Source organism: Streptomyces sp. NPDC107765 (assembly GCF_055657085.1).
Genome location: NZ_JBVKBL010000014.1, coordinates 32736 through 58953 on the forward strand (window position 1 = coordinate 32736; position 26218 = coordinate 58953).

22 protein-coding genes are annotated in these 26218 nt (G+C 70.8%); 11 read left to right on the plus strand and 11 right to left on the minus strand.

Features of this window, described 5'->3' with window-relative positions; genetic code table 11:
• Positions 1-421: 421 nt before the first annotated feature.
• The 6 genes from ACZ7MX_RS29370 to ACZ7MX_RS29395 form a co-directional block, all read right to left on the minus strand.
• Positions 422-2626, minus strand: a complete 2205-nt coding sequence (locus ACZ7MX_RS29370) for a 3-hydroxyacyl-CoA dehydrogenase NAD-binding domain-containing protein (RefSeq protein ID WP_472136344.1) — start codon at positions 2624-2626, stop codon at positions 422-424.
• Positions 2627-2659: 33 nt separating this feature from the next.
• Positions 2660-3874: an acetyl-CoA C-acetyltransferase gene (locus ACZ7MX_RS29375; protein ID WP_467576631.1), complete on the minus strand. Its 1215-nt coding sequence runs from the start codon at positions 3872-3874 to the stop codon at positions 2660-2662.
• 22 nt (positions 3875-3896) lie between these two features.
• Entirely contained in the window at positions 3897-5039 is a 1143-nt protein-coding gene (locus ACZ7MX_RS29380; protein ID WP_472136645.1) for an acyl-CoA dehydrogenase family protein, read from the minus strand.
• 27 nt (positions 5040-5066) lie between these two features.
• Positions 5067-5201, minus strand: a complete 135-nt coding sequence (locus tag ACZ7MX_RS29385) for a hypothetical protein (RefSeq protein ID WP_472136346.1) — start codon at positions 5199-5201, stop codon at positions 5067-5069.
• Positions 5201-6382, minus strand: coding sequence for a CaiB/BaiF CoA transferase family protein (locus ACZ7MX_RS29390; RefSeq protein ID WP_472136347.1), 1182 nt, complete (start codon positions 6380-6382; stop codon positions 5201-5203). The genes ACZ7MX_RS29385 and ACZ7MX_RS29390 overlap by 1 nt, the downstream gene beginning before the upstream one ends.
• 180 nt (positions 6383-6562) lie before the next feature.
• A complete protein-coding gene (locus ACZ7MX_RS29395; RefSeq protein ID WP_472136349.1) occupies positions 6563-6943 on the minus strand; it encodes an MmcQ/YjbR family DNA-binding protein in 381 nt (126 codons plus the stop codon).
• A gap of 150 nt (positions 6944-7093) precedes the next feature.
• Here ACZ7MX_RS29395 and ACZ7MX_RS29400 point away from each other — a divergent pair, with 150 nt between their 5' ends.
• Positions 7094-7834 carry an MgtC/SapB family protein gene (locus ACZ7MX_RS29400; RefSeq protein ID WP_472136351.1) on the plus strand — a complete coding sequence of 247 codons (741 nt, stop codon included), beginning with the start codon at positions 7094-7096 and terminating at the stop codon, positions 7832-7834.
• A 67-nt stretch (positions 7835-7901) separates the two neighbouring features.
• Here the strand turns inward: ACZ7MX_RS29400 and ACZ7MX_RS29405 are convergent, their stop codons facing one another.
• Positions 7902-9431 carry a sialate:H+ symport family MFS transporter gene (locus tag ACZ7MX_RS29405; protein ID WP_472136647.1) on the minus strand — a complete coding sequence of 510 codons (1530 nt, stop codon included), beginning with the start codon at positions 9429-9431 and terminating at the stop codon, positions 7902-7904.
• Between the two features lie 270 nt (positions 9432-9701).
• Here ACZ7MX_RS29405 and ACZ7MX_RS29410 point away from each other — a divergent pair, with 270 nt between their 5' ends.
• A complete protein-coding gene (locus ACZ7MX_RS29410; RefSeq protein WP_472136353.1) occupies positions 9702-10892 on the plus strand; it encodes a saccharopine dehydrogenase family protein in 1191 nt (396 codons plus the stop codon).
• Positions 10893-10942: 50 nt separating this feature from the next.
• On the opposite strand, the gene ACZ7MX_RS29415 is transcribed toward ACZ7MX_RS29410, so the two are convergent.
• Complete coding sequence (locus ACZ7MX_RS29415; RefSeq protein ID WP_472136355.1) at positions 10943-11647, minus strand: endonuclease V; 705 nt, start codon at positions 11645-11647, stop codon at positions 10943-10945.
• A 168-nt stretch (positions 11648-11815) separates the two neighbouring features.
• On the opposite strand from ACZ7MX_RS29415, the gene ACZ7MX_RS29420 reads away from it, so the two are divergent.
• Positions 11816-13237 (plus strand): amidase, encoded by a 1422-nt coding sequence (locus ACZ7MX_RS29420; RefSeq protein ID WP_472136356.1) that lies wholly within the window; start codon positions 11816-11818, stop codon positions 13235-13237.
• A 34-nt stretch (positions 13238-13271) separates the two neighbouring features.
• Complete coding sequence (locus ACZ7MX_RS29425; protein WP_472136358.1) at positions 13272-13571, plus strand: YciI family protein; 300 nt, start codon at positions 13272-13274, stop codon at positions 13569-13571.
• Between the two features lie 69 nt (positions 13572-13640).
• Here the strand turns inward: ACZ7MX_RS29425 and ACZ7MX_RS29430 are convergent, their stop codons facing one another.
• Positions 13641-15107, minus strand: a complete 1467-nt coding sequence (locus tag ACZ7MX_RS29430; protein ID WP_472136360.1) for a sugar porter family MFS transporter — start codon at positions 15105-15107, stop codon at positions 13641-13643.
• A 448-nt stretch (positions 15108-15555) separates the two neighbouring features.
• Here ACZ7MX_RS29430 and ACZ7MX_RS29435 point away from each other — a divergent pair, with 448 nt between their 5' ends.
• The 4 genes from ACZ7MX_RS29435 to ACZ7MX_RS29450 all read left to right on the plus strand — a co-directional run bounded on the left by ACZ7MX_RS29435 (position 15556) and on the right by ACZ7MX_RS29450 (position 19831).
• Positions 15556-16461, plus strand: a complete 906-nt coding sequence (locus ACZ7MX_RS29435; protein ID WP_472136362.1) for an SIS domain-containing protein — start codon at positions 15556-15558, stop codon at positions 16459-16461.
• Positions 16462-16531: 70 nt separating this feature from the next.
• Positions 16532-17413 (plus strand): class II fructose-bisphosphate aldolase, encoded by an 882-nt coding sequence (locus ACZ7MX_RS29440; RefSeq protein ID WP_472136364.1) that lies wholly within the window; start codon positions 16532-16534, stop codon positions 17411-17413.
• Between the two features lie 337 nt (positions 17414-17750).
• The gene (locus ACZ7MX_RS29445; RefSeq protein ID WP_030813058.1) at positions 17751-18566 is read left to right on the plus strand and encodes a DeoR/GlpR family DNA-binding transcription regulator; all 816 of its coding nucleotides are present in this window, start codon (positions 17751-17753) and stop codon (positions 18564-18566) included.
• A 953-nt stretch (positions 18567-19519) separates the two neighbouring features.
• The gene (locus ACZ7MX_RS29450) at positions 19520-19831 is read left to right on the plus strand and encodes a hypothetical protein (protein ID WP_472136365.1); all 312 of its coding nucleotides are present in this window, start codon (positions 19520-19522) and stop codon (positions 19829-19831) included.
• Positions 19832-20103: 272 nt separating this feature from the next.
• On the opposite strand, the gene ACZ7MX_RS29455 is transcribed toward ACZ7MX_RS29450, so the two are convergent.
• Positions 20104-20697 (minus strand): TetR/AcrR family transcriptional regulator, encoded by a 594-nt coding sequence (locus tag ACZ7MX_RS29455; RefSeq protein ID WP_472136649.1) that lies wholly within the window; start codon positions 20695-20697, stop codon positions 20104-20106.
• 222 nt (positions 20698-20919) lie between these two features.
• Between ACZ7MX_RS29455 and ACZ7MX_RS29460 the strand changes: the two genes are divergently transcribed.
• Entirely contained in the window at positions 20920-23061 is a 2142-nt protein-coding gene (locus ACZ7MX_RS29460) for an FUSC family protein (protein WP_472136651.1), read from the plus strand.
• A gap of 400 nt (positions 23062-23461) precedes the next feature.
• Positions 23462-23968, plus strand: a complete 507-nt coding sequence (locus ACZ7MX_RS29465; protein ID WP_030415370.1) for a MarR family winged helix-turn-helix transcriptional regulator — start codon at positions 23462-23464, stop codon at positions 23966-23968.
• Between the two features lie 131 nt (positions 23969-24099).
• On the opposite strand, the gene ACZ7MX_RS29470 is transcribed toward ACZ7MX_RS29465, so the two are convergent.
• Positions 24100-25242, minus strand: coding sequence for a WD40/YVTN/BNR-like repeat-containing protein (locus tag ACZ7MX_RS29470; RefSeq protein ID WP_472136653.1), 1143 nt, complete (start codon positions 25240-25242; stop codon positions 24100-24102).
• Between the two features lie 552 nt (positions 25243-25794).
• On the opposite strand from ACZ7MX_RS29470, the gene ssgD reads away from it, so the two are divergent.
• Positions 25795-26208, plus strand: a complete 414-nt coding sequence (gene ssgD / locus ACZ7MX_RS29475; protein WP_472136366.1) for a spore wall synthesis regulator SsgD — start codon at positions 25795-25797, stop codon at positions 26206-26208.
• Positions 26209-26218 lie beyond the last annotated feature (10 nt).

Below are 26218 nucleotides of genomic sequence, written 5' to 3' on the forward strand. Positions count from 1 at the left end.
GAGGAGGGTCAGAGCCCTCGGGAGCCAGGGCTCACAGGAGCGAGAGGCCCGGCGGGACCGACCAACCCCGCAGGAGCGAGCGGGTGCGGTGGCCCCCGCGGGCGAGCCAGCGGTTGGGTGCGCGCCAGCGGCTGGGTGCGCGCTGGCTCGCCCGCCCTACGCACTGGACGCCCTCGCCCGACCTACGTTTTGGACATCGCCCCTCCGGTGCCTTGTGTGCCGACCCTTCGTATTACGGCAACGATTACGGAGAGTAATTAGTTCCTAGGTTCGCTACTTTCTGTAGTCAAAGCAAGGTCAAGGGGTGGAGCGGGGGACAGGCGAGGAGGCAACGAGGCGACGAAGGCAGGCGGGGCGGTCAGCAGGCGCGCCTGCCCCGCCGCCCGGCCCGGCCCGCCTCACCCCGCCCCGCCCCAGCCCGTCAGTCGCTGAACTTCTCGCCTCTTTCCGCCTTTTCCACCAGCAGTGCGGGGGGTGCGAAGCGGTCGCCGTAGGCCGTCTGGAGTTCCCGGGCGCGGGTCACGAAGCCGGGGAGGCCGACGAGGTCCTCGCGGCCCGGGCCGCCCTGGTAGCCGTTGATGTACTGGATCACGCCGCCGGTCCATCCGGGGAAGCCGATGCCGAAGATGGAGCCGATGTTGGCGTCGGCGACCGAGGTGAGGACGCCCTCCTCGAAGCAGCGGACGGTGTCCAGCGCCTCGGAGAAGAGCATGCGTTCCTGCATGTCGATGAAGGGGATCTCGGCGCCTTCGCGGGCGAAGTGCTCGCGCAGGCCCGGCCACAGACCGGCGCGCCGGCCGTCCTCGCCGTACTCGTAGAAACCGGCACCCCCGCTCCGGCCCGGGCGGCCGAACTCGTCGACCATCCGGTCGATGACCTCGTCCGCCGGGTGCGGCTGCCAGGTGCCGCCGGCCTCCTCGGTGGCCCGCCGGGTCTCCTCGCGGATCTTGCGCGGCAGCGTCAGGGTCAGCTCGTCCATCAGGGACAGCACCTTGGCGGGGTAGCCGGCCTGGGCGGCGGCCTGTTCGACGGAGACCGGGTCCAGGCCCTCGCCGATCATCGCCACGCCCTCGTTGATGAACTGGCCGATGACGCGGGAGGTGAAGAAGCCCCGCGAGTCGTTGACCACGATCGGCGTCTTCTTGATCTGGCGGACCAGGTCGAAGGCGCGGGCCAGCGCCTCATCGCCGGTCCGCCCGCCCTTGATGATCTCGACCAGCGGCATCTTGTCGACCGGTGAGAAGAAGTGCAGTCCGATGAAGTCCTGGTCCCGCTCAACGCCTTCGGCCAGCAGCGTGATGGGGAGGGTGGAGGTGTTGGAGCACAGCAGGGCGTCGGGCGCGACGATGTGCTGGATCTCCTTGAACACCTTGTGCTTGAGGGCGATGTCCTCGAAGACCGCCTCGATGACGGCGTCGCAGCCCGCGAGGTCGGTGGGCTCGGCGGTGGGCGTGATCCGGGCGAGCAGCTCGTCGCGATTCTGCTCGGTGGTTCGGCCTCGGGAGAGCGCCTTGTCGAGCAGCCCCTCCGAGTACGCCTTGCCCTTCTGCGCCGCCTCCAGGGTGACGTCCTTGAGGACGACCTGGATGCCCGCCTTGGCGCAGGCGTAGGCGATTCCGGCGCCCATCATGCCGGCGCCGAGCACGGCGACCTTCTCGACCGTGCGGGGTTCGATGCCCTTGGGGCGGTTGGCGCCGGAGTTGACGGCCTGGAGGTCGAAGAAGAAGGCCTGGATCATGTTCTTGGAGACCTGGCCGGTGACCAGCTCCACGAAGTACCGCGCCTCGATGGTCTGCGCGGTCTCGAAGTCGACCTGGGAGCCCTCGACGGCCGCGGCGAGGATGTTGCGCGGGGCCGGGTACGGCGCGCCGTTGAGCTGCTTCTTGAGGTTGGCGGGGAACGCCGGGAGGTTGGCCGCGAACTTGGGCTGGGCGGGGGTGCCGCCGGGGATGCGGTAGCCCTTGGCGTCCCAGGGCTGCTGGGACTCGGGGTGTTCGTCGATGAAGGCGCGGGCCTTGGTGAGGAGTTCGTCGGGGGTGGCCGCGACGTCGTGGATCAGTCCGGCGTCCTTGGCGCGGGTGGCGTTGTACTGGGTGCCCTGGAGCAGCACCTTCAGCAGGGCGTCGGCGATGCCGAGCAGTCGTACGGTGCGGGTGACGCCGCCGGCGGCGGGCAGCAGGCCGAGGGTGACCTCGGGCAGGCCGATCTTGGTGGCGGGGGTGTCGAGGGCGACGCGGTGGTGGCAGGCCAGCGCGATCTCGTAACCGCCGCCGAGCGCGGCGCCGTTGATGGCGGCGACGACGGGCTTGCCGAGCGTCTCCAGGCGGCGCAGGTCGCGCTTGATGCCCAGGCCGGACTCGAAGGCCTGCTGGGCCTGGGCGGGGGTGACGGCGATCAGGTCGCGGAGGTCGCCGCCGGCGAAGAAGGTCTTCTTGGCGGAGGTGATGATGATGCCGCGGATGCTGTCCTTCTCGGCCTCCAGGCGGTCGACGACCGCGGTGAGGGAGGTCTTGAAGGCGTTGTTCATGGTGTTGGCGGACTGGTCGGGGTCGTCCAGGACCAGGGTGACGACGCCGGTCTCGTCCTTTTCCCAGCGGATGGTCGACAAAGCTGCGGGTTCACTCATGGTGCGTACTCCGTGGTGGGTGGGACGAGGGGGTCAGAGGCGCTCGATGACGGTGGCGATGCCCATGCCGCCGCCGACGCAGAGGGTGGCCAGGCCGTAGCGCTTGTCCTGCCGTTCGAGTTCGTCGACGAGGGTGCCGAGGATCATGGCGCCGGTCGCGCCGAGGGGGTGGCCCAGGGCGATGGCGCCGCCGTTGACGTTGACCTTGTCGAGGCTCAGGCCCATGTCCTTGACGAAGCGGAGGACGACGGCGGCGAAGGCTTCGTTGATCTCGACCAGGTCGATGTCGTCGATGGTCAGGCCGGCCTTGGCGAGCGCCTTGCGGCTGGCGGGGGCGGGGCCGGTGAGCATGATCGTCGGTTCGGAGCCGGAGACCGCGGCGGAGAGGATCCGGGCCCGCGGGGTGAGGCCGTAGCGCTCGCCGACCTCCTTGTTGCCGATGGCGACGAGGGCGGCGCCGTCGACGATGCCGGAGGAGTTGCCGGCGTGGTGGACGTGGTCGATCTTCTCGACCCAGTGGTATTTCTGCAGGGCGACCGCGTCGAATCCGCCGGCGTCCCCGATGGTGGCGAAGGACGGCTTGAGGGCGGCGAGGGAGTCGGCGGTGGTGCCGGGGCGCAGGTGCTCGTCGTGGTCGAGGACGGTGAGGCCGTTGCGGTCGCGCACGGGGACGACGGACCGGTCGAAGCGGCCGTCCTTCCATGCCGCGGCGGCCCGTTCCTGGGACAGTGCGGCGAACTCGTCGACGTCGCGCCGGCTGTAGCCCTCGATGGTGGCGATGAGGTCGGCGCCGATGCCCTGGGGGACGAAGCCGGTGTCGAAGTTGGTCATCGGGTCGGCGAACCAGGCGCCGCCGTCGGACGCCATCGGGACCCGCGACATGGATTCGACGCCGCCGGCGAGGACCAGGTCTTCCCAGCCGGAACGGACCTTGGCGGCGGCCATGTTGACGGCTTCGAGGCCGGAGGCACAGAAGCGGTTCTCCTGGACGCCGGCGACGGTGTCGGGCAGGCCGGCGGCGATCGCGGCGATCCGGGCGATGTCGGAGCCCTGGTCGCCGACGGGGCCGACGACGCCGAGGACGATGTCGTCGATCGCGGCCGGGTCGAGGCCGGGGAAGCGGCGGCGTACTTCGTGGATCAGGCCGACGACCAGGTCGATCGGCTTGGTGCCGTGCAGCGCGCCGTTGGCCTTGCCGCGGCCGCGCGGGGTGCGGATCGCGTCGTATACGTACGCTTCGGAACTCACTGGTAAGCCTTTCCGGGGAGGGTTAGCCGAGCAGGGAGCGGCCGATGATCTCCTTCATGATCTCGGTCGTCCCGCCGTAGATGGTCTGGATGCGGCCGTCGGTGAAGGCCTTGGCGACGCGGTATTCGGTCATGTAGCCGTAGCCGCCGTGGAGTTGGAGGCAGCGGTCGGCGACGCGCTTCTGGAGTTCGGTGGCCCACCACTTGGCCATGGAGGCGTGTACGGCGTCGAGGGTGCCCTCGGAGTGGTCGGCGATGCAGCGGTCGAGGAAGGTGCGGGTGACGGCGCATTCGGTGGCCATTTCGGCGATCTCGAAGCGGATGTGCTGGAGCTTGGACAGCGGCCGTCCGAATGCCTCGCGTTCCTTGACGTATTGGGTGGTGATCTCCAGGAGGTGCTCGGCGGCGGCGATGCCGGCGACGGCTATGCCCATGCGTTCCTGGGCGAGGTTGGTCATGAGGTGGACGAAGGCGCCGTTGAGCTCACCGAGGAGGTTCTCCTTGGGGACGCGTACGTCGTGGAAGAACAGTTCGGCGGTGTCCTGGGATTTCTGGCCGATCTTGTCGAGGTTGCGGCCGCGTTCGAAGCCTGGTGTCCCACGTTCGACGACGAGCAGCGACAGGCCGTGTGCGCCGCCCTCGGGTGTGGTCTTGGCGACGACGATGACGAGGTCGGCGAGGATGCCGTTGGAGATGAACGTCTTGGAGCCGTTCAGCAGCCAGTGGTCGCCCTTGTCCTCGGCGGTGGTGCGGATGCCCTGGAGGTCGGAGCCGGCGCCCGGTTCGGTCATGGCGATGGCGGTGATGATCTCGCCGGTGCAGAAGCCGGGGAGCCAGCGCTGTTTCTGTTCGTCGGTGGCGAGGGAGGTCAGGTAGGGGCCGATGATGTCGTTGTGCAGGCCCAGGGCGAGTCCGGGGGCGCCGGCGCGGGTGAACTCCTCGGCGAGGACGGCGCTGTAGCGGAAGTCGGGGTTGCCTCCGCCGCCGTACTCCTCGGGCACCGCCATTCCCAGCAGGCCCTGTCTGCCGGCCGCGCGCCAGGCGTCGCGGCTGACGATGCCGTCGTTCTCCCATTGTTCGTAGTGGGGCGTCACCTCCTTGGCGAGGAAGGTGCGGACGGTTTCTCGGAAGGCCTCGTGGTCCTCGGTGAAGATCTGGCGCGGCAACTGGGCGGTCATCTCGGCGGGCCCTCCTCAGAGCCGGTTCTTGACGGTCTTGACGGGCTTGGCGGCCCGGGTGGCGGCCGGGGCGGGCGGTTCGAGGGCGACGGGATCCTCGGCGGCCCGGGGCGGGTCGGCCGGGTGGCGGAGTGGGGTGGTGAGTTCCATCAGGGGGCCGCGTCCTTCTGCCCGGTGCGCTCCGGGGTGCCGGTGGGGCCTTCGGAGGGCGGAGTGAGGAGGCTGGGGGCCTGCCAGTCGCGGGCGATGTCCGCGGTGTCCGCGCCGGGCCGGGCGGGTGGTGTGCGGACCGCGCCCGGGGTGTGCGAGAAGCGGGGTGCGGGGGCCGGCTGGGTGATGCCGCCGTGGTCGACGAAGGTGCCGCGGGCGGCGAGGTGCGGGTGGTGCGGCGCCTCGCGCAGGGAGAGCACCGGTGCGACGCAGGCGTCGGAGTCCTGGAAGACGGTGGTCCATTCGTCCCTGGTACGGGTCTTGAAGCGGGCCGCGATCGCGGTGCGCAGTTCGTCCCAGGCGGCGAGGTCGTCCCGCGCCGGGGCCTCGTCCTCGATGCCCAGCAGCCGGATGAATTCGCCGTAGAAGCGCTTCTCCAGGGCGCCGACGGCCATGTACCCGCCGTCGGCGGTCTCGTAGGTGCCGTAGAACGGTGCCCCGCCGTCCAGCAGGTTGGCGCCGCGCCGGTCCTGCCAGCCGCCGGCCGCCAGCATGCCGTGGATCATCGCCGTCAGATGGGCGGTGCCGTCGACGATCGCGGCGTCCACGACCTGGCCCCGGCCGCCTTCGGTGCGGGCGTGCTGGAGTGCGGCGAGGACGCCGATGACGAGGTAGAGGGAGCCGCCGGCGTAATCGCCCAGGAGGTTGGCGGGGAGGGCGGGCGGACCGTCGGACGGGCCGATCATTCCCAGGGCGCCGGTGAGGGCGATGTAACCGATGTCGTGTCCGGCGGTGTCGGCGAGCGGGCCCTGCTGACCCCAGCCGGTCATCCGGCCGTAGACCAGTTGGGGGTTGCGCGCCAGGCACTCCTCGGGGCCGACGCCGAGCCGCTCGGCCACGCCCGGACGGTAGCCCTCCAGCAGTACGTCGGCGCGTTCGGCCAGGTCGAGGACCTGGGCGACGCCCCGGGGGGTCTTCAGGTCCACGAGTACGGAGCGTTTGTTGCGGTTGGTGATGTCGTAGGCCGGGTCGATGGCCAGTCCGGCTCCGCCGGGCCGGTCGACGCGGACGACGTCGGCGCCGAGATCGGCCAGCAGCATGGCCGCGAACGGCCCCGGGCCGATGCCCGCGAGCTCGACGACCCGTACGCCGTGCAGCGGGCCGTTGTCTGACTCCGTCATGGCGCCCCATGCCCTTCCGCACTGTGACACTTCTGATGTAACACTCGTGATGTTAAGAACGTGTTCCACTTTCCACAAGCCCCCCTGTACCGAGTGGTGACCACGCGGAAAGGCCCGTGCCGACGAGGCTCAACTGCCCTCGCCGCCACGGGCCTTTGCGCGCCTGCTGCCGCTGCGCCGCTATCCCCCGTCGAGCTCGGCGATGAGCTTCTTGGGGGCTATGACGCGGTACGACTCCTCCGCCCAGTCGCAGAGCAGCTCGGCCGGCGGCGTCCCCTGATCGTCGAGCGGGATCCGCACCCAGCCGGCCTTGCCCAGGCCGTAGCCCGCCGGCTCGGCACCGGGCGAGCTCAGGGCGTGGGCATGCGCCTCGGGGTCCTTCAGCTTGACCGTGACGCCCGGTGGATGGCTGCCGTCATCGACGCCGAGGAAGACGAAGACCTTCTTGTTCACCTTGATGACGCTCTCGCCCCACGGGAACTCCTCCACCGCCCCGGGCAGGCCGAGCGCGAACGCCCGTACCCGCTCCCGGACCGCCACCGGGCCTGCCGCCTTCGTCATGAGCTCCTCCACGTCCGTTCCCCCGTGCGGCACCGCCCCGGTCCGTGCGTCTCGCGCACGGGCCGACCGACGCATCCCACGCTAACCGCGGGCACTGACAACGGCCCGCGCAGCGCCGGTCGTCCGGCCGACAGAGGGACAATTGCCGCCATGTCTGCTCCGCAACTCGCCGCCGCACTGTTCGACTTCCACGCCGGTCAGGGACTGCGCCAGTTCACCGAACTGGCCCTGGCGCTGCTGCTGTCCTCGCTGATCGGACTCGAACGGGAGGCCCGGCAGAAGAGCGCCGGACTGCGCACCCACACGCTGGTCGGCGTGGGGAGCGCGCTGTTCATGGAGGTGTCGATCCACGGTTTCGGGGCGCTGCTGGGCGCCGACGGCGTGGCGCTCGACCCGTCGCGCGTCGCCGCCCAGGTCGTCTCGGGCATCGGGTTCATCGGCGGGGGCCTGATCTTCGTCCGGAAGGATGCCGTCCGCGGGCTGACGACGGCCGCCACCATCTGGCTGACCTGCGCCATCGGCATGGCGTGCGGCGGTGGGCTGCCGTGGCTGGCGATCGGCGCGACCGCGGTGCACTTCCTCGTCGTCCGCGGCTTCACGAAGATCTCCGACCTGATCGCGAAGGAGCCCTCCCTCACTCGGGTCGACCTGCGCATCGTCTACCGCACGCAACACGGGTTGCTGGGCCGGATGTTGGAGATGTGCACCGGCCGGGGGTTCCGGGTGACGGACGTCCAGGTGGAGACCGGCGTGGACGAGCAGCGGTTCGCGGCCGAGGTGCTGCTCCGTCTGGAGGGCGCCGCCGCGGCCCATCCTCTGGTGGAGGCGCTGTCCGAGCTGGAGGGGGTGCGCGGGGTGACGCTAGGACGGCAGGACGACCGTACGGAGTGACAGGACGGCCGTAGGGGGTGAACAGGCCGCGGCGGTCCGGCGCCGCGCCTGCCGGGTTCAGCCCGGTTCAGCCCGGCGTGTCCCCGGTGGCCGGGCGCGGTAATGCGCCCTGGGGGAGGCATGCACCGGCATCGGGCTCCGGTACGAGGTGGTCGTCGGGTGCCTGACGGTCGAGCAGTCTGCCCAGGCGCTGCGGCACATTGCCGCCCACCAGGAGGATGACGAGCAGCGTCAGCCCGAAGGTGAGCACGGCGAGCGCGCGCCCCAGGGGCATGCCTTCGGCCAGACGGGCTCCGAGGACGGGCGCCACCGCGCCGCCCAGGGCGCCGGCGTTGTAGACGAAGCCCAAGGAGGCGGCGCGGGTCGCGGTCGGGAAGTGACCGGCGAGGTATTTCGGCAGGATGCCGGAGATGCCCTGGCTGAGCGCGAGCAGCCCGAAGACCAGCACGCCGAGGAGGGGCAGGTTGTCGTGGACCGCGAAGACCGGGAAGACGAAGGCGAGCGAGGCCAGCAGGGTGCAGGCGTAGGCGCGCCGGGTCCCGAGCCGGTCGCCGGTGTATCCCGCGAGCCAGCACCCCGCCATGGTGCCGAAGCCCGCGTAGAACATCACGTCGGCGACCTGTCCGGGCGCGTAGCCGAGGTCGGTCTTGAGGTAGGTCGGCAGCAGGGCCTGGACGGGCCAGCTGTAGAGGAAGGCGCAGAACACGGTGGCCATCAGGGACACGTACAGCAGCCATCCGCGGCGGCCACCGAGTTGCACGGCGAAGGCGACCAGACACAGGGCCGCGGCCCCGGACAGCCAGGGGCCGGACCCCGCTCCTACGGGTGTGAAGACGCAGTACAGGGCGGCCGAGGCGGTCGCGGCCAGGACGGCGTTGAGCCAGCGGCGGCGCCCGGTGAACAACGGCCGGAACGGATGCGGACGTTCCCCTTCGGGCCCCGTACCGGACGCGCCGATTTCCCGGTGCCAGTCCCCGGCCTCCGGTAGCGATCTGCGCACCCAGAGGGCGACGAGGACGGGCAGTACTCCGATCCAGAACATCCAGCGCCAGCCCCAGTGGGGCACCACCCACTTGTAGAGCTCGGCCGCGACGACGGTGCCGCCCGCGTACCCGGAGATCAGGAACCCGGACGCCCGGTTGCGCCACCGGGCGGGCCAGGTTTCCAGTACGTAGGTCGCACTGGCGCTGTACTCCCCCGCCATGCCCAGCCCGATCACCAGACGGGCGGCGAACAGGCTGCTGTATCCCCAGGCGAAGCCGCAGGCGAAGGTACCGAGCGAGTAGAGCAGGATGCTGGCGACCATGGCGGTCTTGCGGCCGTAGCGGTCGCCCAGCGCGCCAAGAAGCGCGCCGCCCAGCCACCGGGTGATGAACGCACCGGAGATCAGCGAGGCAGCGGTGGCGGTGCTCAGGTGGAACTCGTCGGCGATCTCGGTCAGCACCAGGGTGATGAGCACGAAGTCGAAGCCATCGAGGAGATAGCCGATCCAGGCGGCGAACATCGCCTTCCACTGCCGTGGCGTGACCTCGTGGTACCAGCGCCGCGTTCCCTGAGGGCCGGGTCCGGTTCGGCGGTCGTCCTGGGGGCTGTCCAAGGGGCGCGTCGTCACGGCACACCGGCCTCCTTCGGGAGTCGGCAACGACGGGAGGCCAGAGACATGGGACGTCCCACGTCAGCGCGCTCACGGTGAATGTGGTCCGGCCACCCCGCCCTGTCAAGAGTGCACGCGCCACCCCGCCGCCCTCATGGCGCTTCCCGTCGCCCCGGGCCCAACCGGAATGCGTCAGGCCCGCGTTGACGGGACGACGGCGACTGCCTAGGGTCCGAACACCAGCTCACCAGGGCGGTCGAGAGGACAGGCAGCATGCGACGGCAGACCACCGAGGGACGGGCCCACGACCTCGTCCTCTACGGGGCGACCGGCTTCGCCGGTGCCCTCACCGCCGCCTATCTGGCCGAGCACGCGCCCCGCGAGTGCCGCTGGGCGCTGGCCGGCCGCAACCTCTCCAAGCTGGAGCGTGTGCGGGACCGCCTGGCAGAGATCAACCCGGCCTGCGGCGATCTGCCGCTGCTGCGGGCCGAGAGCGACGACCGGGACGCCCTGCACGCCCTCGCCGCCGACACCCGGGTGCTGGCTACCACGGTGGGCCCCTATCTGCTGCACGGTGAGCCGTTGGTCGCCGCGTGCGCCGCGGCCGGTACCGACTACGTCGACCTCACCGGCGAGCCGGAATTCATCGACCGCATGTTCTTGCGGCACGACGCGACGGCCCGTACCTCGGGCGCGCGCCTGATCCACGCCGCCGGCTTCGACTCCGTCCCCCACGACCTCGGCGTCCACTACACCGTGGGCCTGCTCCCCCAGGGTGTCCCCCTGCGCATCGACGGCTTCGTCCGCACCAACGCGACGTTCTCCGGCGGCACGCTGGCCTCCGCGCTGACCGTCGCCTCGCGGCCGGTCGCCATGGCACGGGCGGCCCGCGAGCGGCAGCGGGCCGAGCCCCGGCCGGCCGGGCGCCGGATCCGGGCCCCGTTCGGCCTGCCCCTTAGAAGCGCGGAGACCGGCACGTGGGGCGTGCCGCTGCCGACCCTCGACCCGCAGATCATCGCCCGCTCGGCCGCCGCCCTGGACCGCTACGGCCCGGACTTCCGCTACCGCCACTACGCCGGCGTCCGGCGGCTTCCGATCGCCGTGGGCGGGGCCCTGGGCGCCGGGGCGCTGTGCGCGGCCGCGCAGGTACCGCCCGCCCGTCGGTGGTTGTCGGGCCGTCTGGAGCCGGGCCAGGGGCCGAGCGCCGAGCGGCGTGCCCGGAGCTGGTTCACGGTGCGGTTCGTCGCCTCCGGCGGCGGCAAACGCCTGATCACCGAGGTCGCGGGCGGCGACCCCGGCTACGACGAGACGGCGAAGATGCTCGCCGAGTCGGCGCTCAGCCTGGCCTTCGACGATCTGCCGCGGACCGCCGGCCAGGTGACGCCCGCGGTGGCCATGGGGGACGCGCTGACGACGCGGCTCCAGAAGGCGGGCATCACCTTCCGGGTCGTCCGGGAGGGGTAGTCGGACCGCCGCCCCACCACAACTGCCGCCCCACCACCGGAGCTCCGGTGTCAGATTCCGGCCAGGGCGCGGCGGCACAGCGCGTCGGCGGCCCGGGTGGTCTCCGGAATCCGGTAGTCCGGCGCCAGGTGCAGCGTGTGGGCGCAGGCCCGGTCGAGGCTGACCCAGTGCCCCACGGAGACGAAGACCGGTTTGACGCCCGTCCGGGTCCGCAACGCTCGTCCCACCTCCTCGTCGCCGTCCAGGAGGGGAGAAGTGGCGCCCCGCTCCGGGCCCGGAGGGTCGTACCGGAAAGTGAAGGGGTTCTTGGCGACACCGATGGTGGGCAGGCCGGTGAGCACCCCCAGGTGGCTGGCGAGTCCGAAGCGGCGCGGGTGCGCCACCCCGTAGCCGTCACAGATCACCAGGTCGGGAGTGCGGGCAAGACGGTCGAGCGCGGCGAGCACGGTGGGGATCTCCCGGAAGGCCAGCAGGCCCGGCACGTACGGGAAGGAGACCTGGCCGACGGCGGTGGCCTCGTCGACGACGGCGCGGGTACGGGCATCCAGCGCCACGGCGGCCGCGGCGACGACGTCGCGCGCGTCGTCGTAGGCGACATCCACGCCCACGACCGTGCCCTCGAAGCCCGGTTCCGGGCCGGGTTCGTCGAGTCGTACGTAGGGCCGCAGCCGGTCCTGGACCGTGCGGGCCTGGTCCTCGTCGGCCGGCCAGCGCCGCAGTTCCTCGTCGCAGGAGATCGTTCCGGGAGTGTCCATGATGACCGCCACGCTACCGAACGGCTGACCGGCCCGTTCGCCGGGCGGAACGACGACCGGACGGACTGTCAGTGGCCCTCGGTACGGTGAGGAGAGTGGTCCCGGCCCGCACGCCGCCGTCCCTCCTCCGCCCTCGACACACGTCCCTGACCCCAGCAAAGGCCCGCCATGTCCGACGCACTGCACGAGCTCGACGCCACCGACCTCGCCGCCCGGTTACGCAGCCGCGAACTGTCCGCCCGGGAGGTCGTGCAGGCCCATCTGGACCGGATCGAACAAGTCAATCCGGCCCTCAACGCCCTCGTCACGCTCGATCCCGACGGCGCCCTGGTCGCCGCCGCCCGGGCCGACGAGCGCCTGGCCCGGGGCGCCGAGGTGCCGCCCCTGCACGGACTGCCGATCGCCTTCAAGGACACCCACCTCACCCGCGGTATGCGCACCACGTTCGGCTCGCCGCTCTTCGCCGACTACGTACCCGCCGAGGACGACCTGGTGGTCGACCGCCTCCAGCGGGCCGGCGCCATCCGCCTCGGAAAGACCAACGTCCCCGAGTTCGGCGCCGGTTCGCACACCTTCAACCCGGTCTTCGGCATCACCCGCAATCCGTACGACACCAGCCGGTCGGCGGGCGGGAGCAGCGGGGGTGCCGCGGCGGCCCTGGCGGCGGGGCTGCAACCCCTCGCCGACGGCAGTGACATGGGTGGCTCGCTGCGCAATCCGGCGTCCTTCTGCAATGTGGTCGGGCTGCGGCCCACCCCGGGGCGAGTGCCTCCGCACCCGGGCGGCAACCTCTGGGACACCCTTGCGGTCCCGGGCCCCATGGGGCGGACCGTCGCCGACACCGCGTTGCTGCTGTCCGCGATGGCCGGTCCGGATCCGCGTTGCCCCTTCAGCCTGGAGACCCCCGGCGCGGCGTTCCGGGTCCCGCTCGGCCGCGAGCTGCGCGGCCTGCGCGTCGCCTGGTCCCCGGACCTCGGCGGACACGCACCGGCCGACCCGGACGTCCTCGCCGTACTGGAGCCGCAGTTGAGCGTCCTGGAGGCGCTCGGCTGCCAGGTGGAGACGGCGTGCCCGGACCTGGCCGGGGCCGACGAGGCGTTCCGGACGCTGCGGGCGCACAGCTTCGACCTGGCACTGGGCGCGCTGCTCGACGCCGATCGGGAGTCGCTCAAGCCCAGCCTGGTCTGGAACATCGAGCAGGGCCGCCGGCTCACCCCGGCCGATCTCATCACCGCCACCAAGGTCCGCAGCCGGCTCCACCTTGCCGCGGTGGACTTCTTCTCCCGTTACGACCTGCTGCTCGCCCCGGTCAGTCAGGTCGCGCCGTTCGACGCGGAACTGGAGTACCCGACGGAGGTCGCCGGCCGCCCCACGGAGACATATCTGGACTGGATGCGGTCGGCGTACCTGATCTCCCTTTTGGGGGTGCCCGCCCTGTCGGTTCCGGCGGGCTTCACGCCCGATGGCCTGCCCGTGGGCCTCCAGTTCATCGGTGCGCCGAGGGCCGATCTCGCCGTATTGCAGGCCGGCCATGCCTACGAGGCCGCGACCCGCCATGGGCGACGCCGTCCGGATCTGCCCACCACCTGAGAGCGAGGGAGCCGCCAGTGCATATATTGCAAGCATGTTCGTACTGGAACTGACTTATACCGCACCCCTCGAACGCGTCGACGCCCTCCTTGAGGAGCATGTGGCCTGGCTGCAGCAGGAGTACGCGGCCGGGCACTTCCTCGCCGCCGGGCGCAAGGTACCGCGGGACGGCGGCGTGATCCTCGCCGCCGGCGTGGACCGGGCGACCGTGGAGAAGATCGTGGCGCAGGACCCGTTCGTCCTCGCCGGTGTGTGCACGTACCGGATCACGGAATTCGTGTCGACGACGACCGCCCCGGCCCTGGAGGCGTACCGGGAGCAGCTGCCGACCTGAGGCGGTGTAATGGCGTGGCGGGCGTCCGGTGGCACGCAGGGCCGGGCGCCCGCCGACCGGGCCGGAAGACTAGGAAGACGTGGTAGGCGGCACCTTGGACGTGCCGAGCGGGGCGGCGCTCACCGTTTCAGGTGGGCCGGCCAGGGGCCACCGGCCGCCGTTGCGCCAGTACTCCTGGATGTCCTCCAGCTGGCGCCCCTTGGTCTCCGGCGCGGTGACGGTGGCGAAGACCAGCGCGGCGAGGGCGAGCACGCCGAGCGCCGCGAAGGTCCGCGCCGCTCCTGCCCAGGCCATCAGTGAGGGGAAGAACTGGGCGATCAGCAGGTTGGCGACCAGATCCGCGGTGAGCATCACCGAAGCCCCGGTGGACCGCAGCTGCGCCGGGAACGCCTCACTCGCGTAGACCCAGATCAGCGACCCGAAACCGAAGTTGAAGGCCGCAGTGAACAGCAGGATCGCCCCGAAACCGACCCATGTCATGGTGCCGTGCAGCTCTCCCGACCCGAAAACCGCGGTCAGCACGCCCAGCATCACCACCATGGTGCCGATGCCGCAGAGCAGCACCACACGGCGGCCGAGCCGGTCGATGATGAGGATGGCGAACACGGTGGCGGCCAATGAGGCGAGCTGGACGAAGGACGGCAGCAGGAAGTTCTGCCCGTTGCCGGTGAAGCCCATCTCCTCGAAGATCTGCGGGCTGTAGTAGGTCACGGCGTTGATGCCGGTGATCTGGCAGAAGAACCCCAGCCCGATGACGAAGAGCGTCGCGCGGGCGTAGGGCTTGCGCAGGAGGGAACGCGCCGATCCGCCGCTCTCCTCGGCGAGCGCGGCACTGACGGCCGCGACCTCCGCGCGAGGATCGACATCCGGGTCGGTCACGGCCATCACTTCGACGGCCCGTTCCGTGCGCCCCTTGAGGACGTACCACCGCGGGGTGTCCGGCAACCGGAGCAGCGGAATCAGGACCAGCGCGGCGGGGATCGCGGAGAGACCGAGCATCCAGCGCCAGTGCCCGCCATCGGACAGGCCCCAGTTGACGAAGTATGTGAGGACGATCCCGGCGACCGTGGCCACTTGATAGGCGGCGACGGAGGCGCCTCGGATACGGGCCGGGGTGGATTCGGCGACGTAGAGCGGCGCGGCGACGATCGAAATACCGATGGCGACGCCGAGCAGGAACCGGACGACGTCCAGCACGACGACATTGGGCGCGGCGGCGGAGAGCGCGACGAACACCGCGTACGAGCCGGCGACGATCAGCATCGCCGCCTTCCGCCCCAACGCGTCGGCGAGCTTGCCGCCGATCAGTGCCCCCACGATCGAGCCGAACACCAAGACGCTGTTGACCAGCCCTTTTTCGGTCTCGGTGAGGTGGAAGTCCTTGCTCAGGAACACCAGGGCACCGGAGATGCTGCCGGTGTCGTAGCCGTAGATGACGCCAACGATGGCGCCGGTGAGCGCGAAAAGCCTGCCGGTACGGCCGGAAGTCCTGGCGGACGGCGGCGGAGGCGTCGCGGAGATCGTGGCAGTGGACATGGGAAGTCCTTCGTGCGGCGGGGCGGCCTTGCTGCGTGAGTGGTGGCCGGTGAGTGGCGGCCAATGAGTCGTGGCTGGGGAGTCGTGGCTGAGGAGTCGTGGCGAGCGATTGGTCAGTGATGAAGTCAGCGACTGCGTCAGTGGTCGCGGCCGCAGGAGTCACTGATCACGGAGTGACTGATCATGCGAGTATTCGGCCCACTTCACGCAACTGTCAACACCTTCCTTCGCGCCCTTGCGGCCCTGCGAGTACCACCGCCGCCGCCTCCCGCCTGCCGCATCCACTCTTTCGAGGGATGGATCGCGACCGACTGGCTGCGTAAAGTCGATTGCAGCAGACGAAGAAGTTGCAGTTTCGAGCAGCACGACGGCAGAGTATTCAGCCGAGGCCGGAGGGAACCGGCCGCAACGGAGCAAGACCGCTTCACGCATCACGGGAGGGTGGGCCATGAGCGAGACCTCGTACATGGAGCAGGAGTTGCAGAGCCAGCCGGAGACCTGGAGGCAGGCCGCACGGATCGGAGCGGCCGCCGGCCCCTTGCCGAAGGCGGGCCAACGAGTGGCCGTCATCGGCTGTGGCACCTCATGGTTCATGGCGCAGTCGTACGCAGCGTTGCGCGAGAGCGCCGGCTTGGGCGTGACGGACCCGTTCGCCGCTTCCGAAGCCTTCCTCGGCGGCGATCGCGGCTATGACGCGGTGGTGGCGATTACCCGCTCGGGCACCACGACCGAGGTCCTGCGGGTACTCGACGCGGCCAAGGGACGCATTCCGACGGTGACGATCCTCGGCGACCCCGAGACCCCGGCAGTCACCCTGTCCGACGAAACGGTCGAGCTTCCGTTCGCCGACGAGAAGTCGGTGGTGCAGACCCGCTTCGCGACCACGGCGCTGACTCTGCTGCGCGCGCATCTGGGCGAGGACGTCTCCCGGGCCGTGACCGACGCGGAAGAGGCCCTGGCCGCAACGATCGAGAAGGAATGGGTGGACGCCGAGCAGTTCTCCTTCCTCGGCACGGGCTGGACGTTCGGGCTGGCCAACGAAGCGGCCCTCAAGATGCGGGAGGCCTCGCAGAGCTGGACGGAGTCCTACCCCGCGATGGAGTACCGCCACGGCCCCATCTCGATAGCCGCGCCCGGTCGGGTGACCTGGCTGTTCGGTGAGGCCCCGGAGGGGCTGCAGGCCGACGTGATGCGGACGGGTGCGCGTTTCGTGCGCCATGCACGCGATCCGCTGGCCGAGCTGGTCCTGGTCCAGCGAGTGGCACTGGAGCGTGCCCGGGCCCGCGGCCTGGACCCGGACAACCCGCGCAGCCTGACCCGTTCGGTGATGCTCGGGGCCCCGGCCGCCTCATAGCCCGCCGCTCCTCCGCCCCGCCCACCCCTCCTTCTCCATCACGCCTGCTCTGCAAGGGAGTTCACATCCCATGCCCCTGGTCCCCACCTCATCCCTCATCGACGCCGCACGTGAGGCGCACGTCGGCGCAGCGGCCTTCAACGTCATCCATTTGGAAACCGCCGAGGCACTCGTCACCGCGGCCGAACGCACCGGCATTCCGCTGATTCTGCAGATCAGCGAGAACTGCATCCGCTACCACGGCAGCCTGCTCCCCATCACCCGCGCCACGCTGGCCCTCGCCGAAGGCTCCAGCGCCCGGATCGCGGTCCATCTCGACCACATCACCGACGCCGAGCTGGTCCGCGAGGGCATCACCGCAGGGGTCGGTTCGGTCATGGTGGACGCTTCCGCACTCCCCTACGAGGAGAACGTCGCCACCACCGCCGAACTCACCTCCTGGTGCCACGGCCGTGGTGCCTATGTCGAGGCGGAGCTCGGCGAGGTGGGCGGCAAGGACGGCGTACACGCACCGGGCGTGCGCACGGACCCTGAAGAGGCCTTGGCATTCGTCAGCGCGACGGGTGTGGACGCCCTCGCCGTGGCCGTGGGCTCGTCCCATGCGATGCACGAGCGCACGGCCGTCCTGGACAAGGAGCTCATCGCGGCGCTGCGTGCCGCGCTGCCGGTGCCGCTGGTCCTGCACGGATCGTCCGGCGTGCCGGACGACGAGTTGCGCCGAGCCATCGCAGCCGGAATGACGAAGATCAACATCTCCACTCATCTGGTCTCCGTCTTCACCCAGTCGATACGCGGGACGCTGGATGCGAACCCGTCGCTGGTCGACTCCCGGAAGTACGTCAAGCCGGCCCGGGAGGCTGTGGCCGAAGAGGCCGCACGACTGCTGGGCGTACTGGCCACTCCGGCGACGGTGCCGGGGCAGTACGCGGCCCAGGCACCGGCGCGCGGCTGAGCACGGGTCCGTGGCTGACCTCGGGTCCCTGACGCTGGCCTCGGGTCCCTGACTGAGTACAGGCCGATGACTGAGCGCAGGCCCAAGGCTGTGGCCCAAGGCTGAGCACAGGGCCAAGGATGAGCACGGGACCAGGGCCGAGCACGGGACCAGGGCTGAGTACCGCCTACGGCAGAGCACCGGCCTGAGCCCAGATCTATGGCGGAGCACGGGCGAGACATGCAAGGAGGCGGGGCCAGGCAGGGAGGAGACAGAGGAGAAGGAGGCAAGAGAGGTGATGAGCGAGGGTGCCGACCGGGCGTCATGGTGGTCGATTGAGACGAATTAGGCTCGCGCTATGAAGCGCCATGAACGGATGAACGCACTGCTCGAGCTGCTCGGGGAGCGGGGTCGGGTGGATGTCGAGGAGGCAGCGACCGCACTGGAGGTCTCGGCCGCCACGATGCGGCGCGACATGGATGCCCTCGCCGAGCAGCAGTTGCTGACCCGCACCCGGGGCGGAGCGGTGCTCAGCTCGGTGGCGTACGACCTGCCGATCCGCTACAAGCATGCGCACCGGTCGGCGGAGAAGGAGGCGGTGGCACAGGCTGCGGCGAAGCTGGTCGATCGCGGCGACGTCGTCGGGCTGAGCGGCGGCACCACGACCACGGCGATCGCCCGGGCGCTCGCCACACGTCCGGACTTCGCGGAGGCGGGCCCGCAGCCGCATCTGACGATCGTCACCAATTCGCTGAACATCGCCAATGAGCTGGCTGTGCGGCCGCAGATCAAGATTGTGCTCACTGGCGGGGTGGCGCACTCGCGATCGTTCGAACTGGTCGGCCCCTTCAGTGAGTTGGTGCTCCAGCAGATCTCGATCGATATCGCTTTCATCGGGGCGAACGGCATGGACCCGGTGATGGGGGCCACCGTTCACGACGAGGCCGAGGCCCGGGTCAACCGCCTCATGGCGGAGCGCGCGCGGCGTGCGGTGGTCGTCGCGGACTCGTCGAAGATCGGCGAACGGTGCTTCGCCCGAGTCGGTGACACGGACGTCTTTGACACCTTCATCACGGACGCGAGCGCCAAGGAAGCCACCCGCCGGGAGTTCGCAGACCGAGGACTGCGGGTGGTGACGGCACGCCCACCCGCGAGTGAGCGTGTCAGTGAGTAAGCGAGTGGGCGAGTCAGCGAGCTCGCAACGCGAGCGGGGCGACGGGGGTGGGCGAGCGGGGCGACGGGAGTGGGCGAGCGGGGCGACGGGAGTGGGTGGCTCTTGTTGGTTGCGGGCGGCGGGGTGAGTGGTCGCGTGGTGGGTCGTCGGGTGGTGGTGGTCGGGCGCCTGGGCGGCTAGGGGGCGCCTGTCGTGGGGTGAGTTACCGCCCTTGAGGGGTAGCGGGTGATTGGCGAATGGCGGGGTGGGGGGCGCTGAGGCGCGAGGGCGGGTGGGGCGAGGGCTGGGGCGCGGGTGGGGGGCGGGGCGGGGCCCGGGGGCAAGCGGATCCCACGGGTAAGACAGGCACGGGGCGCTAGGCGTGGTGGGCCCCAGGTGGGGACGAGGTCTGCGGGCAACTGCGCGGGGAGCTCGGGCGGCGGTAATTACCGAGCGTGGCAGGCCGAGCAAGTGACGTGACCGATCGACTCGGCGCGCCGGGCGGCCTCAGCGTGCCATGGAGTGTCTGTGCCTGCCGATCGACGAGCTATGGCTGGCCGACGGTCACGGATGCTGGAGTGGCTGCCGGATGCCGCCCGGGCCGAACCCGGCCGGCGTCACGCCTTCTGCCTGAGTTGGCGTGGCACCTTCGACGTGAAACGACCGGGCACCTCCGCCTGGCCTGCGCCTTCGACCCGAGGTGGCGTATTGCCCTCGGCCCGAGCCAGCGTCGCTTCCTCGGTCTGAGCTGGCGTCGTCTCCTCGGTCTTAGCTGGCGTGGCGGGAGGCCAGGGGGTGGGGGCGGGATGGGCGGGGTCTGGTTCCGGAAAGGTCGCTCTTGTGTCGCGCTTCTGTCCCTGTGAGACCCCCGAGGGGGTTTTCCTGGGGCTCGTGTGGACAATGGGGAATGAACGTGCGAAGCCGGTTCGTGCTTCGCGGGGGATTGAATCTGAGTTTCCACCGGGGGAGATCACGTGCGGAAGATCATGTCCATAGCGCTGGCAGCGGCGGCGTGCAGCGCCTCGCTCACACTGGTCGCCTCGTCGCCGGCGGCGGCCGCCGACCACTCACCGCAGTGCGTCAAGGTGCGGAAGTACTTCAACAAGGGCCAGCAGCGATACGTCCGCCTGGCGAATCTGTGCACCCAGCGCGTGTCGTGCTACAAGATCGTCATTCCTCACCACAAGGACCCGAGCGGTCGCCTTCCCAAGGGGGCGACGAAGGACGTTTGGTACGGCACGACGGGGATTCCGCGTGCGCTGTATGTGAAGAACGTTTCCTGCTGAGGCTTAAGCAGTGAGCCGTGGGCAGTGAGCCGTGGGCAGTGAACTGTGGGCAGTGAGCATTGAGATTGAGCAGCGAGCTGTGGGTATTGAGCGGTGAGCGGTGGGCCGTCGGGGAATCGGCGGCCCTTCGTCCGTCGCCGCGTCCATCGGCACGTTGAGCCCAGGGAGCCGGCGAGCCCAGGGAGCCCGGCGAGCCAGCCCGGTGAGCCCGGTGAGCAGGGCTTGCGTGTCAGGCCCTGCTTGACTGCGGTGGGCTCCTTACGGCGTGGCGGTCAGCTGCGTTCGGCGATGCCGTCCAGGACCATGGAGAGGTACTGGCGGGCGATCTCCTCGGGGCTGTGCAGGCCGCCCGGGCGGTACCAGCTGGCGGCGACCCAGACGGTGTCGCGCACGAAGCGGTAGGTGAGCCGGATGTCGAGGTCCGCGCGGAAGACGCCGTCGGCCACGCCTCGTTCCAGGGTTCCCAGCCACGCCTTTTCGAACTTCTGCTGGGAGTCGGCGAGATAGCCGAAGCGGGGCTGGTCGGCGAGGTGCCGGGCTTCCTTCTGATAGATGGCGACGGCGGCGCGGTGTCGGTCGATCTCCCGGAAGGACTCGGTGACCAGGGCTTCGATGGTTTCCCGGGGGCCGAGTCCGGCGGCGAGTACGGCGTCGTAGCCGTCCCAGAGCTCGGACAGGAACGTGGACAGGATCTCGTCCAGCATCGATTCCTTGGAGTCGAAGTGGTAGTAGAGGCTGCCCGCGAGCATTCCGGCCTCGTCCGCGATGCGGCGGACGGTGGTGGCGTTGTAACCCTGGGCGGCGAACACCTCGGCCGCGGTGTTGAGCAGTTCGCGGCGGCGCTCCGGTGACGCCGGGGCGGTCATGGTCTTCTTCTTGGCGGCTGGCACCCGGCCATTGTCACTCGCGTTGCAGCTGGGCCAGAGCCGTAGGCATGTATTTCGCAAGTAAAACACTTGAGAATTTCCTGCTAGCCTGAAGGTATGGGAAAGCACGCCAGACCTGCCGGGATGCGGACGAGAGGGCGCCTGGACGCCGGGCCCGGGAGCGTCGTGGTGCGCGTCCGGCCGTTGCCGATCAAGAGCGCCATGCGGCTGCGCCGTCCCGTCGACATCTGGCACAAGCCCGCACTGAGCGCGGTCGTGGCTCTCGGGATCCCCGACCTCGCGCTGTTCGCGCTGGGCCGGCTGGATCTGATCCTCTACACCTCGGCCGGGGCGATGTGTGCCCTGTACGCGCACGGGCTGCCGTACGCCGCTCGCGCCCGCACGCTGCCGTGGGTCGTGCTCGGCATGATCGCGAGCCTGGGAGTCGCCCTGGTCACGGCTTCGCTCATCACCTCGACCGCTCTGCTGGTGGTCCTCGCCTCGTTGGTCGCGGCAGCTCACAAGATGTTCTGCGACGCCACGCGCATCGGGCCGCCGGGGAACATCATCCTCACGTTCATCGCGGCGTCGGCCTTCTTCGTGCCGCAGCGCCTCGGGCAGGTGCCGCTTCATCTCGCGCTGGCACTCGGGACCGGCGTACTGGCGTGGCTGGTGTGTATGGCGCCCGCGCTCGTACGGCCGCACGGTCCGGAGCGGATCGCCGTCGCCCGGGCGTTGGAGGCGGCGGCGGGACTGCTGCACGCGGAAGAGATGAACGTCAGGGACGGAATGAGCGCAAGGGGCGGGAGCGGTGAGAGGGGTGCACGGGGCGGAATGAGTGCTCAGCCGGTACTCGCTGCATCGATACACACGGAGCCGGTGCACGCTCGGCCGGCGCTGGCGGGCGTGGGGCACGAGGGAGTGGTGCACGCGGGAGCGGGAGGGGTGCATGCGGGTGTGGCGCAGGCTCGGCATGGGGCTGCGGCCGCGGTCAATGCGGCCTGGCACACGTTGTTCCTGGTGCCGGCTCGTACCCCCGAGAAGGCTGCGAGCCGTGCCGCACTCGAACGACTGCTGGTGCGGGCGGAGTCGGCACTGGCTGGGGGGTCGGCGCTGAGCGGGGCGACGGTAGGGGGAGGGACAACGGCTCAGGGAGGGGCGTCAGCAGGGACGATGGCAGGGGGTGGCACTGCGACGCCGGTAGGGGCGACGGCAGGGGGCAGGCCGGCGGCGGAATGGCTGGGGCGGGTGGCTGAAGGCCAGCGGCTCGGTGAGTGGGCTCGTGCGTTGCGGAGTGGGCGGTCGATGCCGCAGGTCACGCTCTCGGCGGCGGAGGCCGAGGAATGGGCGGGAGTCGCCGCGGAGGGAACGTGCGTCGTCGGTGATGAGGGGGCAGTCGGGCTGCGACGGCCCGCACAGAGGCCTCCGCGGGGCGTCGATGCCGTACGTGCGGTGTTGGCGCGGCTCGCCCCGGGTTCGCCCTTGCTCCCCATAGGTGCGCGGGTCGCCGTCGGGTGTGTACTGGCGGGGTGGGCGTCCATGGGCGTCGGTGTCGGGCATCCGTATTGGGCCGTGGTCACGGCCGCCTCCATCTACCAGGCGAACACCACACTCTCCTGGCAGCGTGCCCTGCAACGCACGCTCGGCAATCTGCTCGGGCTGCTGCTGTTCACGGCGCTGCTGCCGCTGATCCACACAGGCCGGCTCGCGATGATCGTGCTGGCGCTGGTCTTCCAGCTCGGGGCGGAGGCGTGCATCACCCGCAACTACTGGCTGGGGTCGGTCTGCGTGACACCGATGGCGCTGCTGCTGACCGAATTCGGCAATCCGCTGCCGGCGCACACGCTGATCGCGGACCGCTGGATCGACACGGTGGTGGGCGCGGCCGTGGGGGTGGCCTGCTGCATGGTGGTCCCCAATCGGCGGGCCGCGGACCGGATCGAAGGCGCGCTGGAAAGGGTGATGACGGGGGAGGGTGCCGCGCGGGAGCTGCTCGCCGGCACGGCCGAGCCTTCGTCACGGGCGGTGGAGGGGGACGAGCCTTCGTCACGGGCGGTGGAGGGGGAGGACGTACGGAAGCTCGGCTGGGCGCGTGACCGGCTGGCCGGGGGTCTGGTCGAACTGCGCGAGGCGGTGGAGGTGGCGTCCGGCGAGTGGTGGCAGCGCGCGCTTCCGGAGGAACGGATCGCCCGCGCCGAGCAGCAGGGCCACCGGACGCTGGCCGGCCTCGTACGAGCGCTGTCGGAACCGGCTTCCGTGTCTGCGCCGGCGTCTACGGCGGCGGGCGCGGCGGCGTCTGCGGCGACGTGCGCGGCGGCGTCCGTACCCGCTCACGATTCGGGTGCCGCGTCTGCTCCGGCTTAGGCCGCGGCTCGGGCGTCCACTCCGGACTGGGCTCCGACTCGCGCGCCCGCTCCGGATACGGCTTCCCCATCTGCTTCCGCTTCGGCTTTCCCATCCGCTTCGGCTTCGACTTCGGCTGTCGCGTTGGCTTCGGCGTCTGGGCCTGTTCCGGGTTCGGCTCCGGCTCCGGCTTAGCTTCGGTCTTCGCGTGCTGACCGTGGGAGCCCCTCGCGGCACCGTCCGGCTCCGCCCAGTGCCCCGCCCACTGCCGCTTCACCTGCGCCCCTCCTCCCGCAGCCTGTGGCCCCTCCCCCAGCCTGCGGTCCCTCCCCTGCCCGCGTCCCACGCCCACGGCGCGCGGGCGGTGCCGTATGAGCAGGCACAATTGGAGGCGTACGCAATGGCCGAGAGGAGAGTGCGGGTGACCGAGGACATCGTCGCAGGGGTGCTGCGCCAGTGGCAGCAGGTGCACCCCGGGCTGGACACCGGCCCGATGGCGGTGATCGGACGGCTCAACCGCTGTTCCGCGCTGCTGCAGCAGGCGGCCGATGCGCCGTTGCGGCGGGCCGGGCTGACCCGTCCCGAGTTCGACATCCTCGGCACACTGCGCCGGATGGACCGCGAGCTGACGCCCGGGCGGGTGGCCCGCGAGACGTTCGCCTCCGGTGCTGCGGTGACCAAGCGGGTGCGGCAACTGGAGGAGCGGGGGCTGATCGCCCGTCGGCCCGACGACCGGGACCGCCGGGTCGCCCATCTGTCCCTGACCGACGAGGGCCGCGAGATCATCGACCGGCTGCTGCCGGAGCAGTTGCGGTACGAGGCCTCGCTGCTCGACGGCATCGGTGATCAGCGACAGCAGGAACTCTCCGCGGCGCTCAGTGAGTTGCTGGTCGTACTTGAGGGGCGGCTCGGCAGCCTGATGGACTGACGAGGGGCGAAAGACACCTGAAGACCTTCATAGTCACCCGAACCCTCATAGACGCCCGAAGGCACCCGAAGACGCCCGAGGGGCTTCTCGTGGCTCCGCGCTCCAGGCATGGGCTCAGAGCCCTGCGCGTGTCACGGCTCCAGGCGTGCGATCCGTCCGCGTTCGCCCGCGGCCCAGCAGCCGAGGTCCGGGGTGCAGTCGACGGTGTCGTACGAGCCGGTGTCGAACGGGTGCCAGGTGCGGCCGCCGTCGAGGGTCAGATCGCTGCCGGACGGGCCGACCGCCAGGGCGATCCGGCGGGAGTGCGGGAGCCAGGCGACGCCCGAGCGGTACGCCTGCGGAGGGCGGGCGGCCGCCGTCCAGGTGGTGCCGGCATCGTCGCTGACCGCGGCCGCGCGGGGCGACGGCTGGTCGGCGCGGAAGTCGCCGCCGACCGCCAGCCCGTGCGTGCGGTCGCGGAAGGCCAGCGCGAAGACCCCGCGGGCCGGGTCGCCCGCGGGGATCGGGGCCTCGGTGACCGACCAGGTCCGGCCGCGGTCGGCGGAGTGCAGTACCCGGGCGGTGGCCGCGCCGCCGGTCGCGATCCAGGCGTCGTGGCTGCCGGCGGAGACCAGACACTGGCCGCTGGCGGCGAACGCGGCCTCGCCCTGTTGCGCCGGAGGCATCCTGTCCGACGGCAGTACGTGCCAACTGCGGCCGCCGTCCCCGGTGGACAGCACGCGGTATCTGCCTTCCACGGGGTCGCTGAGGGCGATGCCGTGGCGCCGGTCGAAGAAGGTGAGGCAGTCGTAGAACGCGCGGGGATCGGTGTTGCGGAAGCTTTCCGTCCAGGTGGCGCCCGCGTCGTCGGTACGGAAGACGCGGGACGCTTCGCCCTCGCCGATCGCCAGGACGACCGCACGGCGCGCGTCGAAGGCCTCGACGTCGCGGAACTCCCACTTCGCGGCACCCGGGGGCGACACATCGGCCCAGTGCCGGCCGCCGTCGCGGGTGCGCAGCACGGTGCCGGACGTACCCGCCACCCAGGCGGTGCTCCGGCTGACCGCAGCCAGGCCGCGGAACCGGGCGGTGCTTCCGCTGTCCTTGAGGTGCCAGCCGGCGTGCGGGCCGGTGAGCGCCGCCGCGGAGACCGGCTCGCGGGCGGCCGGCGGGCCGGGCGGGGTGGACGTTGCGGCGGCCGGGCCGGCGGTGAGGAAGAGGAGTGCGGCGGCGCATGCCGTGACGCCAACTGCCAGGGCGCGCAGGGGAGTTCGACTTGCGCTGCCCCTACCAATACCAATGCCCGTGCCAATGCCGGTGCCGGTGCCGGTGCCGTTACCAGTGCCCACGCCGACGCCGACGCCGATTCCCACACCAACGCCCTCAGCCGTACCCCTGTCCCCGTTCACCCTGTGCATCGTGCGCCGCATCGGCCCCACCCCACCCACACCCCACCCCGATCACGTCAGTGCGTGGAAGCTAGCCGAGCTCGTTGGTCACGTCCAGACCGCCTGGCGGACGGCGTGGGCCAATGCGCTGACACACATATCAACGCCTGCCAATCCAACACGGGCTGATGGGACGTCACATACCAGGGCCGGCTGGTACGGCGTACGGTCTGCCCTGCCCCTGCTCCTCCGCCTCCTGCTCCTCCACCCCCTGCCCCCACCTCCCTCGTGACGCAGCTCACGCGTAATCCCGTGGTGACCGGCGCACCCGGGCCCGCCGCCCGATCGTCCTAATGGGCGGGGGCCGCATCCGCACTCCTCCGCAACCGCACTTCACAGTGTCAGCGATGCGCGGTTCGCACACCCGCACCGCCGTTACCACCGTTAGGGAGCCGCGCGATGTCCAGCGTCATCGACCATGCCGTTCAGGCCCGTCTCATCGCGACCGCTCCCCGGTCGCGGGAGATTCCGGCGAGCCTGCGGTACGACCGCACCGACCCGTTCGCGGTGCGCCTGGTCTTTCCGCCGGCGGCCTCGCTGGACGGGGCCGAGGTGGTGTGGACGTTCGGCCGGGAGCTGTTGGAGGAGGGGCTGTACGGGCCGGCCGGGGCCGGTGACGTGCAGATCTGGCCGTGTACGCCCGAGGAGATCATGGTCGAGTTGCGCACCGACGGCGGGATGGCGGTCGTGGAGTTCGTGGCGCAGGAACTGCGGGAGTTCCTGGAACTGTCGTACGGGGTCGTCGCGCAGGGCGACGAGGCGCGGCATCTGGACGTCGAGGCGGATCTCGCCGCCCTGTTGCGGCAGGCGTAGGCGCCCCACC